This is a genomic window from Streptomyces sp. NBC_00727, assembly GCF_045161745.1.
Classification (GTDB): domain Bacteria; phylum Actinomycetota; class Actinomycetes; order Streptomycetales; family Streptomycetaceae; genus Streptomyces.
In genome coordinates this window covers 3,603,990-3,620,248 of sequence record NZ_CP108981.1, presented here as the reverse complement: position 1 = coordinate 3,620,248, position 16,259 = coordinate 3,603,990, and the positions used below count along the sequence as shown (strand labels likewise).

Genomic DNA, 16,259 nt, shown 5'->3' with positions numbered 1-16,259 from the left:
TCATCCAGCGTCGGGATCAGCTGAGTTCGCCGCCGGCCAGGGCGGCTCGTACGAGGTCGTCCACGGCCATCTCCTCGATGGCCTGCCCCGGTTCTTCGGTCGTGGCCTCGGCGGCCGGGCCGGGTTCGGTCCCCGCCAGGCCGAGCAGCGTGTCGAGCAGCCCCGCCTCGCGCAGCCGGGCGGTCGGGATCGACAGCAGGGCACGCCGGACGGCCTCGTCGTCGATGCCGTCGGTGTCCGCCGCCGGCTCGGGTGCCAAGCCCTCGCGCAGGAATCCGGCCAGCGCGGCCGAGTTGGGGTAGTCGAACATCAGAGTGGCGGGCAGCCGCAGCCCGGTCGCCTTCTGGAGCCGGTTGCGCAGCTCGATCGCGCCGAGGGAGTCGAGGCCCAGTTCGGTGAAGCCCCGGTCGGCGGCGACCCCGGCCGGATCGCCGTGGCCGAGCACGGCGGCGGCGTGGCCGCGTACCAGCTCCTCCAGATACCGGTCCTGCTCGGCCCCGGTGGGCAGACCGGCCAGCTTGGCGCGTACGAGGGAGCCCCCGCTGGCGCCCGCACCGGCGGCCGGTACGGCGGCGGGCCTGGGCCCCTTGCGGGCGGGCACTCCGGCCAGGCCGCGCAGCAGCGCCGGGATCTCGTCGGCCCGTTCACTCAGGGCGGCCCGGTCGAGCCTGACCGGTGCGAGCAGCGCCGCGTCCTGGGCCATCGCCGCGTCGAACAGCGCGAGCCCGTCGGGGAACGACAGCTCCAGGACCCCGGAGCGGCCCATGCGGCGCAGGTCCGCGTCGGTGAGTTCGGGTCCTTCCCCGACCGTGCCCTCCCACAAACCCCACGCGAGCGAGGTCGCGGCGAGCCCGGCGGCCTTGCGCTCGGCAGCGAGTGCGTCGAGGAAGACGTTGGCCGCCGCGTAGGTGGCCTGTCCGGCGGGAAGGATCTGGCCGCCCGCCGAGGAGTACAGGACGAACGCCGTCAGATCCAGGTTCCGGGTCAGCTCGTGCAGGTGCCAGGCGGCGTCCACCTTGGGCCGCAGCACCTTGCCGACCTGCTCCAGGGTGACCGCCCCGACCAGCGCGTTGTCCATGACCCCGGCCGCGTGCACGACCCCGGTCAGCGGGTGCCCGTCCGGGATGTCGTCGAGCAGTGCGGCGAGCGCGTACCGGTCGGCGGCGTCCACGGCGACGATCCGCACCGATTCCGCACCGGCCCCGGTGAGTTCGGCGTGCAGCTGCGCGGCGCCCGGCGCGTCCGTGCCGCGCCGGCTGGTGAGGACCAGGTGGCGCACTCCCTGCTCGGCGACCAGGTGCCGGGCCAGCACCGAACCCAGCAGACCGGTGCCGCCGGTGATCAGTACGGTGCCGTCCTCGCGCCACACGGTCGCCGCGCCGCCACCCGTGGCGGGGGCGTAGCGGGGGACCAGGACCTTGCCGCCGCGTACGGCGATCTCGGTCTCGGCCGTTGCCAGGGCGGTGGGCAGGGCCGTCCGGGACTCGGGCGCCGCGTCGAGGTCGACGACGGTGAACCGTCCCGGGTTCTCGGCCTGCGCCGCGCGCAGCACCCCCCACAGCGGTGCCTGTACGCAGTCCACCTCGTCCCCGTCGCCCGCGACGACGCTGTTGCGGGTGACGAGCACCAGCCGCGTGTCCGCGAACCGGGCCTCGGACAGCCACTGGCCGAGCGTGTCGAGGAGCCGCCCGACGGACGTACGGACCTGTTCGGGCACACCGCCCGTGGTGCCGAAGACATCGGAGACGTCCGGCGCGGTCAGCAGCACCGTGCCCGGAACCCCGGGCTCCGCCAGGGCGTCGGTGAGTGTGGGAACCGACCGGATGCCCGGCAGCGCGCTGCCGACGACCAGCCAGTCCTCGGTGCCGCCGACCGTTCCGCCGGACTGCGGTGCCTGCCAGTCGATACGGAACAGCTCGGCGCCCTCGGCGTTCCCGTCGCCCGACAGCTGGGCGGCGGACACCTCGCGCACCACCAGCGACTCGACGGTGGCCACGGGCTCGCCGGTCGGTGCGGTGATCCGCAGCGCGACGGCGTCCGGGCCCGGCTTCGTCAGCCGTACGCGCAGGGCGGTGGCGCCGGTGGCGTGCAGGGTGACCCCGTTCCAGGCGAACGGCAGGGCCGCCCGGACGGGTCCTTCGTGGTCCCCGTCGAAGACGCGCTCCACGTGCAGCGCCGCGTCGAGCAGCGCCGGATGCAGGGCGAACGCCGCGGCCTCGGTGCGGGCGTGCTCGGGCAGTCCGATCTCCGCGAACAGCTCGTCCCCGCGCCGCCAGGCGGCCGTGAGCCCCTGGAACACCGGCCCGTACCCGTACCCGAGCCCGGCCAGGTCCTCGTACATCCCGCTGACGTCCACCGCCCGCGCCCCGGCCGGCGGCCAGGACTCCAGGTCCGGTACGACGGGCGCGGGCTCGACGGCCAGCACACCCCGGGCGTTACGGGTCCATGGCGCGTCGGCCGGCAGCTCCTCGGCGCGCGAGTACACGACGACATCGCGTCGCCCCGCCTCGTCCGCCTCGCCCACGGTGACCTGGACGGCGACGCCGCCCTTGGCCGGCAGCAGCAGCGGCGTCTCCTGCGTCAGCTCCTCCAGCTGCGCGCACCCGGCCTCGTGCCCGGCCCTCAGCGCCATCTCGATGTACGCGGTGCCGGGCAGCAGCACGCTGCCGTGCACGGCGTGGTCCGCGAGCCACGGATGCGTGGCGACGGACAGCCGGCCGGTGAGCACCGGGGCCCCGGTCTCCGCCGAGACGACCACCGCGCTGAGCAGCGGGTGCCCGGCGGGCAGCTGGCCGAGCCCGGCCGCGTCCCCGACGGCTGCGGGCGCGTCGAGCCAGTAGCGGGTGCGGAGGAAGGGGTACGTGGGAAGGGCGACCTTGCGCGCCTCCGTACCCGCGTGGACCGCCTCCCAATCCACGTCCCCACCCCGCGCCCAGACCGCACCGACACCGGACAGGGCCTCGCGGGCCTCGTCGCGGTCCTTGCGTACGAGGGGGATGAAGGCTGTGGTGTCGTCGGTGACCGAGCCCGCGCCGAGGGCGGTAAGGACCGCGTCCGGGCCGATCTCGACGAACGTACGAGCACCGAAGGCCTCGACGGCGACCACGGCGTCCGCGAAACGGACGGCCTGACGTACCTGGTCGACCCAGTAGTCCGGGGACTGCCAATCGGCGGACAGCGCGCCGGTCACCGTGGAGACGACCGGGACGCTCGGCTCGTTGAAGGTCAACTGCGAAGCTACCGCCCGGAAGGCATCCAGCATCGGGTCCATCAGCGAGGAATGGAACGCGTGCGAGACGGAAAGACGACTGGTCTTCCGGCCCAGAGCCGAGAAGTGCTCGCCGATGCCCACCACCTCGTCCGCCAACCCCGAAACGACCACGGATCGAGGACCGTTGACGGCTGCGACGCCTACCCCGTCCGTGAGGAGCGGAAGCACCTCTTCCTCGGTCGCCTGCACCGCGACCATCGCGCCACCGGCCGGAAGGGCCTGCATGAGACGACCCCGGGCGACGACCAACTTGGCCGCGTCCGCAAGAGAGAGCACCCCGGCGATGTGCGCGGCGGCCAGCTCACCGATCGAGTGACCGACCACGACGTCGGGCTTGACGCCCCACGCCTCCACCAGCCGGAACAGCGCCACCTCGAAGGCGAACAGCGCAGGCTGGGTGTACGAAGTCGCGTTGAGCGCCTCCGCCTCTTCCCCCCACACCACCTCACGCAACCCACGATCAAGGTGCGCGTCCACCTCCGCACACACCGCGTCAAACGCCCCCGCGAACACCGGAAAGGCCGCATACAACTCACGCCCCATCCCCAGCCGCTGAGCCCCCTGCCCCGTGAACAGGAACGCCGTCTTCCCCTTGGTCACCGCACCCCGAACACCCTCACCACCCACGAAGGCACCCAGCTCACGCAGCGCGCTCTCCCTGTCCGTGGCCAGGACCACGCCTCGGTGCTCAAGATCCGCCCGGCCGGCGGCCAGGGTGTGGGCGATGTCGCGGAGGTCCAGTTCAGGGGCTGCGAGCAGGCAGTCGCGGAGAGCGGCGGCCTGGCGGGCGGGGGCCTCGGGGTCCGACCCGGACAGCAACAGAGGCACCGCCCGGACCAGGTCCGGTCGCGGCTCCTCCGCCGGGCGGACCGGCTGCGGCGCCTCCTCCACGATCAGGTGGGCGTTCGTCCCGCTGAGCCCGAAGGAGGAGACGGTCGCGCGGCGCGGCCGGCCCTCGCGGCGCGGCCACGGCCGGGCCTCGGTCAGCAGCCGTACGTGTCCGGCCTCCCAGTCCACCTCGGGCGAGGGCTCGTCGACGTGCAGGGTCTTGGGCATCAGGCCGTTGCGCAGGGCCATGACGGACTTGATGACTCCGCTGACGCCGGCCGCCGCCTGGGCGTGGCCGATGTTCGACTTGATGGAGCCGAGCCACACCGGGTCCTCGGCGGTCCGCCCCTGGCCGTAGGTGGCAAGAAGGGCCTGCGCCTCGATCGGGTCGCCGAGCCGGGTGCCGGTGCCGTGGCCCTCCACGAGGTCCACATCGGCGGTCGTGAGGCCGCTCGCGGCCAGGGCGCGCTGGATGACGCGCTGCTGCGAGGGGCCGTTCGGGGCGGTGAGCCCGTTGCTCGCGCCGTCCTGGTTGATGGCGGAGCCCCGGATGACGGCGAGGACGTCGTGGCCGAGGCGCTCCGCGTCGGACAGCCGCTCGACGAGGAGCAGGCCGACGCCTTCCGCCCAGCCCGTGCCGTCGGCGCCGCCCGCGAACGCCTTGCAGCGGCCGTCGGCGGCGAGCCCGCGCTGCTGCGCGAACTCCACGTAGATCTCGGGCGTCGACATCACGGTGACACCGCCCGCGAGCGCCATGCCAACCTCGCCGCGCCGCAGCGCCTGGCAGGCCATGTGCAGGGCGACCAGCGACGAGGAGCACGCCGTGTCCACGCTGACGGCGGGCCCTTCCAGGCCCAGGGTGTAGGCGACCCGGCCGGTGAGGATCGAGGCCGCGGTGCCGTTGCCGAGGTAGCCGGCGACGTCGTCGGGGATGTGCTGGAGGCGCGAGGCGTAGTCGTGGTACATCACCCCGGCGTAGACCCCGGTCTGGCTGCCGCGCATGGCCGTCGGGTCGATGCCCGCGTCCTCGAACGCCTCCCACGCCGACTGGAGCAGCAGCCGCTGCTGCGGGTCCATGGCGACGGCCTCACGCGGGCTGATCCCGAAGAACGCCGGATCGAACTCGGCGGCGTCGTAGAGGAAGCCGCCTTCCCGCGCGTAGGTCTTCCCATGCAGGCCGGGCTCGGGGTCGTAGATGCCGTCCGTGTCCCACCCTCGGTCGGCGGGGAAACCGGCGACGGCGTCGCGCCCCTCGGCGACCAGCTTCCACAGGTCCCCGGCGTTGCGGACCCCGCCGGGGAACCGGCAGCTGATGCCGACGATCGCGATGGGCTCGTCATCGGAGAGCGCGCTCACCGGCACCGCCTCGGCGGCCGTCTCTCCCTGCGCACCGCCGAGTTCGCCGTCCAGGTAGTCCGCGACGGCCCGGGTGTTCGGGTAGTCGAAGACGAGCGTGACGGGCAGCCGGAGGCCGGTGGCGGCGTTGAGCGCGTTACGCAGTTCCACCGCAGCCAGCGAGTCGAAACCGAGCTCCTTGAACGCGCGGTCGATGCCGACGGTGTCCGCGGACTCATGGCCCAGGACCGCCGCGACCTGCCCGGCCACCAGCTCGCGCAGTGTCCGGGCGCGCTCGTCGGCGGTGAGGGACGACAGCCGGCGGGCCAGCGTGTCGACGGCCGGTGCGGCGGCTGCCGTACGGCGGAGCGCGGGCCGGGCGGCGGCGGCCGCGGCGGACCGCAGCAGCGGCGGCACGTCGGAGCCGCGTGCGTGCAGGGCCGTCGCGTCCACGAGGAGCGGTGCGACCAGGGCGTGCCGGGTGCGCAGCCCCTCGTCGAACAGGGCGATGCCCCGGTCGGCGGGCAGGGCGGGCAGCCCGAGCCGGTTCATCTTCTCGACGTCGGCGTCGGTGAGTTCGCCGCCGAGCCCGGTGTTCACGGCCCACAGCCCGTACGCGAGTGAGGTGGCGGGCAGTCCGAGGGTGTGCCGGTGGGCGGCGAGGGCGTCCAGGAACACGTTGGCCGCCGCATAGTTGCCCTGCCCGGCGGGAAGGACGAGCCCTCCGGCGGAGGAGAACATCACGAACGCCGACAGGTCCAGGCCCGCCGTGAGCTCGTGCAGGTGCCACGCCGCGTCCGCCTTGGGCCGCAGCACGGTGTCCAGGCTCTCCGGCGTGAGCGCCCCGATCAGGCCCGGGTCGACCACGCCGGCCGCGTGCACGACCCCGCCCAGCGGGTGCGCCTGCGGCACGGCGTCGAGGACACCGGCCAGCGCTTCCCGGTCCGAAACATCGCAGGCGGCGATCCGGACATCCGCCGCCCCCGCCTCCAGGAGCCGGTCGCGCAGCTCGGCCGCGCCGGGCGCGTCGAGGCCCCTGCGGCTGGTGAGCACCAGGTGGCGGACGCCGTGGCGCTCGACGAGGTGCTGGGCGACCCGTGCGCCGAGTCCTCCCGTGCCACCGGTGACCAGGACGGTCCGCTCGCCGTCCCAGGGCGCGTCGGCCTCGGGCACGGCGGTCCGGACGAGCCGGGGGATGAGGAAGCGGGCGTCGCGCCGGGCGAGTTCGGGCTCCCCCTGGGCGAGGGCGGCACCGGCGACGGACGGGAAGTCCTCCGCGTCCAGGTCGTCGCCCGGGTCCACGTCCAGCAGGACGATCCGGCCCGGGTTCTCCGCCTGGGCCGCCCGGACGATCCCCCACACGGGGGCCTGGGTCAGGTCGGGGGCGGTGGTCCGGTCGGTGGTCACGGCACCCCGGGTCACGACGACCAGGGTGGTGGACTCGAACCGCTCGTCGGTCAGCCAGGACTGCAGCAGGTCGAGCACGTACGAGGTGGTGGTGCGGGTGGCCTCCGGCACCGGCCAGCCGCCCGGGGTGGGGCGGCAGGCCAGCACGACGGCCGACGGCTCGCAGAGGATCGCGAACCCGTACTCGTCGAGCACGGCGGCCGACGACGGAAGCGGCTCGGCCGGCTGCCGGAGCGGCGTCCACTCGATGTGGTGCAGGGCGTCCGACAGGGGCCCGTCCGCCGGAGCGAGCTGGTCGGCGGAGACCGGGCGGCAGATCAGCGACGACACGGTCATCACGGGGCTGCCGGTCTCGTCGGCGACGACCATCGCCGACTCCTCCGCGCCCCGGATGCGCCGCACGTACACCCGCAGCGCGGCTGCGCCCGTCGCGTGCAGGGACACCCCGCTCCAGGCGAACGGCAGCAGGGCCTCGGTGCCGCCCTCGCCCTGGTCCACCAGGACGTCCACATGCATGGCGGTGTCCAGGAGCGCCGGGTGCAGCCCGTAGCCGGCGGCCTCCGCACGTACGGACTCGGGCAGCGCGACCTCCGCGAACAGCTCGTCGCCGCGCCGCCAGGCCGCCGTCAGCCCCTGGAACGCGGGGCCGTACCCGTAACCGCGCTCACTCAACCGCGCGTACGCGCCCTCGACCTCCACGGGGGTGGCGCCGCGCGGCGGCCACTGCGTGAGGTCGGCGCCGGGCACCTCGGGCGGTGCGCCGGTGGCGAGGAAGCCGGTGGCGTGCCGGGTCCAGGCGTCCTCGGGTGCGCCGTCGAGGCGCGAGTGGATGTGCAGGGGGCGGCGGCCCGAGGCGTCGGGGGCACCGGCGGCGACGCGCAGGGACGCGCCACCGTGCTCGGGGAGGACGAGCGGCGCCTCCAGGGTCAGTTCCTCCAGCAGGTCGCAGCCGACCTGGTCCCCGAGGCGCACGGCCAGCTCGACGAACCCGGTACCGGGCAGCAGGACCGCCCCGTGCACCCCGTGGTCCGCCACCCAGGGCTGCCCGGCGGCCGAGAGCCGGCCGGTGAGGACGACCGACCCCGACTCGGGCGCGAACACGGCGGCGCTGAGCACCGGGTGCTCCACGGCATCCAGCCCGGCCGACCCCACATCACCCGTCTTCGCGGTGACGTCGAGCCAGTAGCGCTTGCGCTGGAAGGCGTACGTGGGCAGGTCGACGAGGCGTCCGGTCGCGCCCAGGAGCGCGCCCCAGTCCACCTCGGCACCCCGCGCCCACGCCGCCCCGAGGCCGCTCAGGGCCTCGCGGGCCTCGTCGCGGTCCTTGCGTACGAGGGGGATGAAGGCTGTGGTGTCGTCGGTGACCGAGCCCGCGCCGAGGGCGGTCAGGACCGCGTCCGGGCCGATCTCGACGAACGTACGAGCACCGAAGGCCTCGACGGCGACCACGGCGTCCGCGAAACGGACCGCCTGACGTACCTGGTCGACCCAGTAGTCCGGGGACTGCCAATCGGCGGACAGCGCGCCGGTCACCGTGGAGACGACCGGGACGCTCGGCTCGTTGAACGTCAACCCGCTGGTTGTGGCCCGGAAGTCGTCGAGCATCGGGTCCATCAGCGAGGAATGGAACGCGTGCGAGACGGGAAGGCGGCTCGTCTTCCGGCCGGCAGCCGCGAAGTGCTCGCCCACGGCCAGCGCCTCGTGCTCCACACCTGAAACGACCACGGAACGCGGTCCGTTCACCGCTGCGATGGACACCCCATCGGTCAGCAGCGGCAGAACCTCTTCCTCACTGGCCTGCACGGCAACCATCGCCCCGCCGGTGGGAAGCGCCTGCATCAGACGACCGCGCGCGACCACAAGCTTCGCGGCGTCCACGAGAGAGAGCACCCCGGCAACGTGCGCGGCAGCCAGCTCACCGATCGAGTGACCGACCACGACATCCGGCTTGACGCCCCACGCCTCCACCAGCCGGAACAACGCCACCTCGAAAGCGAACAGCGCAGGCTGAGTGAACGCAGTGCTGTTCAGAGCCTCCGCGTCCTCCCCCCACACCACCTCACGCAACCCACGATCAAGGTGCGTGTCTACCTCCGCACACACCGCGTCAAACGCTTCCGCGAACACCGGGAACGCGTCGTACAGTTCACGCCCCATACCCAGCCGCTGCGCCCCCTGCCCCGTGAACAGGAACGCCGTCTTCGCCTCCTGCACGCTGTCCGCACCGGCCAGCAGCTCCAGCGCACCGGCGAGTTCCGCACGGTCGGCGCCCAGCGCGAGCGCGCGGTGCTCCAGGGCTGCACGGCCGGTGGCCAGGGTGAGGGAGGCGGCGGCCAGGTCCTCGTCGGAGAGGCGGGCCATCCCGTCGTGCAGGCGCTCGGCCTGGGCCCTCAGCGCCTCCGGGGTGGCACCCGAGACCGGCCAGGCGAGCAGCACGGGGGCCTCGCCGGCCGTCGCCGCCGTCGCCTCCTCCTGCGCCTCCTCGATGATCACGTGCGCGTTCGTCCCGCTGATACCGAAGGACGAGATGCCCGCGCGCCTCGGGCGGCCCGTCGGCGCCCACTCCCGGGCCTCCGTGAGCAGTTCCACGTCACCGGCGGACCAGTCCACCTGGTCCGACGGGGTTTCCGCGTACAGGGACTTGGGAAGCACGCCATGGCGCATGGCCATGACCATCTTGATGATCCCCGCGACACCGGCGGCGGCCTGCGTGTGACCCATGTTCGACTTGATGGACCCCAGCCACAGCGGCTGTCCCTCGGGCCGCTCCCGTCCGTAGGTCTCCAGGAGCGCCTGCGCCTCGATGGGGTCACCGAGCCGGGTGCCCGTGCCGTGCGCCTCCACGACGTCGACCTCGGCGGCCGACAGACCGGCGTTGGCCAGCGCGCCACGGATGACGCGCTGCTGGGCAGGGCCGTTCGGAGCGGTGAGGCCGTTGCTCGCGCCGTCCTGGTTGAGCGCGGAGCCACGGACCACGGCGAGCACGCGGTGGCCGTTGCGCCGCGCGTCGGACAGCCGCTCCAGGAGCAGCACACCCGCGCCCTCGCCCCACCCCGTACCGTCCGCGCCCGCGCCGAAGGACTTGCAGCGGCCGTCCGAGGAGAGGCCGCGCTGGCGGGCCATGTCGAGGAAGGTGTCGGGCGTGGACATGATCGTCACACCGCCGGCGAGGGCGAGTGAGCACTCACCCGCACGCAGCGCACGGGCCGCCATGTGCAGCGCGACCAGCGACGACGAGCACGCCGTGTCCACACTGACCGCCGGCCCCTCGAGCCCCAGCGTGTAGGCGACCCGACCGGACACCACGCTCGCGAGGCTGCCGTTGCCGTGGTAGCCGGCCACGTCGTCGGGAAGCGGACCCAGCCGCAGGCCCCAGTCGTGGTACATCACCCCGGCGAACACGCCGGTCGAGCTGCCCTTCACCGAGCGCGGGTCGATCCCCGCACGCTCGAAGGTCTCCCAGGCGACCTCGAGAAGGAGCCGCTGCTGCGGGTCCATGGCCTGCGCCTCGCGCGGGCTGATCCCGAAGAAGGCCGGGTCGAACCGGGCGGCTTCGTAAAGGAACGCGCCCTCCGTGGAGTACGTGCGTCCCGGCTTTCCGATCTCCGGGTCGTACAGGTCGGTGTCCCAGCCCCGGTCGGTGGGAAAGGGCCCGATGGCGTCGGAGCCCTCGGCGACGAGCTGCCACAGCTCCTCGGGCGAGGACACGCCGCCCGGGTAGCGGCAGGCCATGGAGACGATGACGATCGGGTCGTCGTCCGTGGCACCGGTACGCGCCACCGGCGCCACCGGTCCGGCGGCCGTCGCCTCGCCCACGAGCTTCGTCACCAGGTGCTCGGCCAGGGCCGTGGCCGTGGGGTAGTCGAAGGTCAGGGTCGCGCTGAGCCGGAGGCCGGTCGCGGCGGCGAGCCGGTTGCGCAGCTCCACGGCGGCCAGCGAGTCGAAGCCGGTCTCCATGAAGGCGCGGGTGGCGCTCACCTCGTCGGCGCTCTGGTAGCCGAGGACAGCGGCCGTCTCGGTGCGCACCATCCGCAGGACGTGCGCCACCCGGTCGGCGGCGCCCAGCTCCGCGAGTCGCGCCGCGAGCGGAGCGGCCCCGGCAGCGGGTGCCCCGGCCGACTGTGCGGCGGGGACCGTACGGGGACGTACCAGGGCGCGCAGCAGGGTGGGCGTGCCGTCCGTGCGGTTGCGTACGGCGCGCTGGTTGACGCGTACGGGGACCACGGCCGGCTCGAAGGTGGTGGCCAGGGCCTTGTCGAGCTGGGCGAGGTTCTCGTCGAAGGACAGCGAGTCCAGGCCGAGGCGTTCGATGCGGGTCAGCGCGGCGGCGTCGAGCGTCGCGCCCATCCCGCCACCCCCGGCCCACAGCCCCCACGCGAGCGAGGTCACGACCTGCCCGGCCGCTGCCCGGCGGGCGGCCAGGGCGTCCAGGAAGAGGTTGGCGGCGGCGTAGTTGCCCTGCCCGGCGCCGTCCAGAACGGTCGAGGCTGAGGAGAAGAGGACGAACGCGGCAAGGTCGAGGTCCGCCGTCAGCTCGTGCAGGTGCCAGCCGGCGTCCACCTTGGGCCGCAGCACGGTGTCGACCCGTTCGGCGGTGAGGTGGCCGACCAGGCCGTCGTCGATGACGCCCGCCGCGTGCACCACGGCGCGCAGTGGGTGCGCTGCCGGAATGGCGGAGAGCAGGGCGGCCAGAGCGTCCCGGTCCGCGACATCGGTGGCGCTGACGGTGACCTCCGCGCCCAACTCGGTCAGGTCGGCGAGGAGTTCGCGGGCGCCGGGGGCGTCCGTGCCGCGCCTGCTGGTGAGGATCAGGTGGCGTACGCCGTGCTCGCGGACCAGGTGGCGGGCGAGTTCGGCGCCGACACCGCCCGTGCCGCCGGTCAGGAGCACGGTGCCGTTCGCGTCCCAGGGCGTGGGGCGCTCCTCGTCGAGCACGGGCACGGCGGCCAGCCGGGGGACGTACAAGCGGTCGCCGCGCAGCGCCGTTTCGGGCTCGGACGACGCGGCCAGGGCACGGCCCAGGTGGTCCGCACCCGCGTCGTCGGTGTCGACGAGCAGGAAGCGGCCCGGGTTCTCCGCCTCCGCCGACCGCACGAGGCCCCAGACGGGCGCCTGGCCGAGGTCCGCATCGGTGCCGGGTACAGCGGCCCCGCCCCGCGTGACGACGGCGAGCTTCGACCCGGCGTACCGGTCGTCCGCGAGCCATGCCTGTACGGCGGCGAGCGCGTCGGCGACGACGGCACGCACGGCGGCGGGCACATCGCCGTCCGGGGTGGGCAGGACGCGGTGGACGACGACAGGCGGGACTTCCTCGCCCAGCTCCTCGCCAAACACGCCGAACCCGGCTTCACCCGAAGGGAGTTCCAGCGCGTCCCACCGCACGGCGAGCAGCGGGTCCGAGCGGTCGGTGGCCAGCTGGTCGGCGGTGACGGCGCGCAGCAGCAGGGACTCGACGCGGGCGACGGGGGCGCCGGCCGCGTCGGCGACCGTCACGTCCAGCTCGGCGGAACCGCGTGCGGCGATGCGTACGCGCACGGCGGACGCCCCGGCCGCGTACAGGACGGCCCTGTTCCAGGAGAACGGGATCCAGGTTCCCTCGGGCCGGTTGCCGGCCGTGGCGAGGGCGTGGTCGGCGGGGTGCAGGGCGGCGTCCAGCAGCGCCGGGTGCAGCCCGTAGCCGGGTGCGTCGGCCCGTACGTGCTCCGGGAGCTCGACGTCGGCGTACACCTCTCCGTCGAGCAGCCAGGCGGCGCGTACCCCGTGGAAGGCGGGCCCGTAGCCGTAGCCCTCGTCGGCCATGTCGGCGTACAGGGTGCTGACGTCGAGCGGGACGGCACCGGCCGGCGGCCAGGCGCCGGACAGCGCGGCGGTGTCCGGCGCGGGCGCGGCCGGGGACAGGACACCGGTGGCGTGCCGGGTCCAGGCGTCCTCGGAGGTTTCCGCACCGTCCGGACGGGAGAAGCACTCGACGCTCCGGCGACCGGACGCGTCGGCCGGAGCCACGACGACCTGGAGATCCACCCCACCCGTCAGGGGCAGCACCAGCGGTGCCTGGAGGGTCAGCTCCTCGACGAGCCCGCAGCCGGTCTCCGTGGCGGCGCGCAGGGCGAGTTCGACCAGGGCCGTGCCCGGAAGCAGGGTGACCCCGGCGATCGTGTGGTCGGCGGTCCACGGGTGGGTACGCGGCGACACGCGTCCCGTGAGCACGGTGGTGCCGGTCCCGGCGAGGTCGCCGGCCGAGGTCAGGACCGGGTGCTGCGAGGCGAGCCGGCCGAGCCCGGTGGCGGCGGCGGACGGCTCGGGGCTCAGCCAGTAGCGCCGGGTACGGAAGGCGTACGTGGGCAGCTCGACGCGGCGCGTGGCGCGGCCCGCGTACAAGGCGTCCCAGTCGATGCGCGCGCCCCGGGCCTGTGCGAGCCCTGCGGCGCCCAGCGCCTCGCGGACCTCGTCCTTCCCGGCGCGAAGCAGCGGGGCGAAGAAGGTGTCGGACTCGCGTTCTTCGGGAAGACAGCCCTGCCCGAGGGCGCTGAGGACACCGTCCGGGCCCAGCTCCAGGAAGGTGCGGGCACCGCCCTGCCCGACGAGCCAGTCCATGGTGTCCGCGAAGCGCACGGCGCTGCTGACGTGACCGGTCCAGTAGTCCGGCGAGCACAGCTCCTCGGCGGTCGCGAGGCGTCCGGTGACGGTGGAGACGAGCGGAATCCGGGGCGCGGAGTAGGTCAGGACGCCGGCGATCCGGCGGAACTCCTCCAGCATCGGCGCCATGAGCGGCGAGTGGAAGGCGTGGCTGACCTGGAGCCGCTTGGTCTTGCGGCCCTGCGCGGCGAACCGCTCGGCCAGCGCGACGGTGGCCTCCTCGTCACCGGAGAGCACGAGGGAGCCGGGCCCGTTGAGCGCGGCGACGGCGACCCGCTCCCCGAGGAACGGAGCCACCTCCTCCTCGGTGGCCTGGACGGCGATCATCGCGCCCCCGGCCGGGAGTTCCTGCATCAGCCGGCCCCGGGCGCCGACGAGGATCGCCGCGTCCTCCAGGTTCAGCACCCCGGCGACATGGGCGGCCGCGATCTCCCCGATGGAGTGGCCGGCGAGGAAGTCGGGCCGGATGCCCCACGACTCGACGAGGCGGAACAGGGCGACCTCGACGGCGAACAGCGCGGTCTGCGCGTACCGCGTCTGGTCGAGCAGGGCCGCTTCCCGCGAGCCCTCCTCGGCAAACAGGACGTCCCACAGCGAGAGGTCGAGCTGCAGGTCGAGCCAGCCGATGGCGTCGGCGAGAGCGTCCGCGAAGACCGGGAAGGCGTCGTACAGGCGGCGGCCCATCGCGAGGCGCTGGCTGCCCTGGCCGGTGAAGAGGAACGCGAGCCGGCCGGCGGGCAGCGTGCCCGTGTGCGTGTCGGTGATGGCGGTGCCTTCGCCGAGTGCGCGCAGCTTGTCGAGCAGTTCGTCGCGGCCGTCCGCGACGACGGCGGCGCGGTGTTCGAGTGCGGCGCGGCCGGTGCCGAGCGCGTGCCCGAGGTCGGCGGCGGTGAGCTCGTCCCGCTCCGCCAGGAAGTCCGCCAGCCGGGCGGCCTGGGCGCGCAGCCCGTCCTCGGAGCGCGCGCCGACGGGCACGAGCACGGGCCCGGCAACGGACTCCCCGGCGACCGGACCCTCGTCCTCGGCCGGCGGTTCCTCCACGATCACATGGGCGTTGGTGCCGCTGATCCCGAAGCCGGAGACGCCCGCCCGGCGCGGCCGGTCCTCCGTCTGCGGCCACGCGACGGGCTCGGTGAGCAGTTGCACGGTCCCGGCGGACCAGTCGACGTTGCCGGTAGGGGTGTCGACGTGCAGGGTGCGGGGAAGGACCCCGTTCCGCATCGCCATGATCATCTTCATCAGCCCGGCCACTCCGGCGGCCGCCTGGGTGTGCCCGAGGTTCGACTTGACCGAGCCGAGCCACAGCGGCCGGTCCCCGGGCCGGTCCTTGCCATAGGTGGCGATGAGGGCGCTCGCCTCGATCGGGTCGCCGAGGGTGGTGCCCGTGCCGTGTGCCTCGACCGCGTCCACCTCGGCGGGGGTGAGCCCGGCGTCGGCGAGGGCCTGGGCGATGACGCGCTGCTGGGCGGTGCCGCTGGGGGCGGTGAGGCCGTTGCTCGCGCCGTCCTGGTTGATGGCCGAACCCCGGACGACGGCGAGGATCTTGTGGCCGTTGCGCCGCGCGTCGGAAAGCCGTTCCACCACGAGCAGCCCGACACCCTCCGCGAAGGAGGTCCCGTCGGCGCCGTCCGCGAACGCCTTGATGTGCCCGTCCGGGGCGAGACCGCGCTGCCGGCTGAACTCCGTGAACAGGCCGGGCGTGCTGAGGACGGTGACCCCGCCCGCCAGCGCCATCGAGCACTCGCCCCGGCGCAGCGACTGGACGGCGAGGTGCAGGGAGACCAGGGACCCGGAGCAGGCGGTGTCGACGGTGAGCGCCGGACCCTCAAGGCCGAGCGCGTACGCGACCCGCCCCGAGGTGACACTGAGCGCGCCACCGGTGACGAGGTACCCGGTCAGGTTCTCGGGCGCGTCCTGCACCCGGGGCCCGTACTCGGAGGGACCGGCGCCGATGAACACGCCCGTACGGCTGCCGCGCAGCGAGGTCGGGTCGATCCCCGTACGCTCCAACGCCTCCCAGGCCGTCTCCAGGAGCAACCGCTGCTGCGGGTCCATGGCCAGCGCCTCGCGCGGGCCGATCCCGAAGAACTCGGCGTCGAACTCGGCGGCATCGTGCAGGAACCCGCCGGTTTGCGTGTAGCAGGTGCCGGGAACGGTGGGGTCCTCGTCGAACAGCGCGTCCAGGTTCCAGCCCCGGTTGTCGGGGAACGGACCGACGGCGCTCGCACCCGCGTCGACCAGGTTCCACAGGTCCTCGGCCGAACGGATCCCGCCGGGGAAACGGCCGCTGATCCCGACGACCGCGATGGGCTCACCGTCGAAGGCCGGTGCCGGCTCCGCGACGGGTGCGGCGGCTGCCCGCCCGGCGGGTGTGCCGAGCAGCTCGGTACGGACGCGGTCGGCGAGCAGTTCGGGGCTCGGGTGGTCGAAGGCGGCGGTCACGGGCAGCGCGAGCCCGGTCGCCGCGTTGATGCGCGCGTGCAGGTCGACGAGGGCGATGGAATCAAGCCCCAGTTCCCGGAAGGAGGTTTGGGCGACGACCACCGGCTCACTGTCGGGGCGCACCTTGCACAGGCACTCCGCGGTCTGCTCGCAGACGAGGTCGGTCAGGAGCCTGGACTGCTCGCTCCCCGGAAGCCCGGAGAGCCGGCCGGCCAGGGCGGCCCCGGGGTGCTCCCCCGGACGGACCTCCGAGCGTCCCTCCGGGCGGACCTCCGCGCCGGACATGTCATCAGCGACAGGATCGAAGCCCGCGGACATCTGCACGCTCCCAGCTCGTATC

The 16,259-nt window shown here is 74.1% G+C and carries 1 protein-coding gene; it reads right to left on the bottom strand.

What is annotated here, in order from left to right; all coding sequences use genetic code 11:
* Positions 1 to 16: 16 nt before the first annotated feature.
* Positions 17 to 16,237 carry an SDR family NAD(P)-dependent oxidoreductase gene (locus OG242_RS16265; protein WP_405901629.1) on the bottom strand — a complete coding sequence of 5,407 codons (16,221 nt, stop codon included), beginning with the start codon at positions 16,235 to 16,237 and terminating at the stop codon, positions 17 to 19.
* Positions 16,238 to 16,259: the final 22 nt, after the last annotated feature.

What these genes read in the sequence shown, in the direction of transcription:
- OG242_RS16265 (WP_405901629.1), bottom strand. Translation starts at nt 16,237, where the DNA reads ATGTCCGCGGGCTTCGATCCTGTCGCTGATGACATGTCCGGCGCGGAG.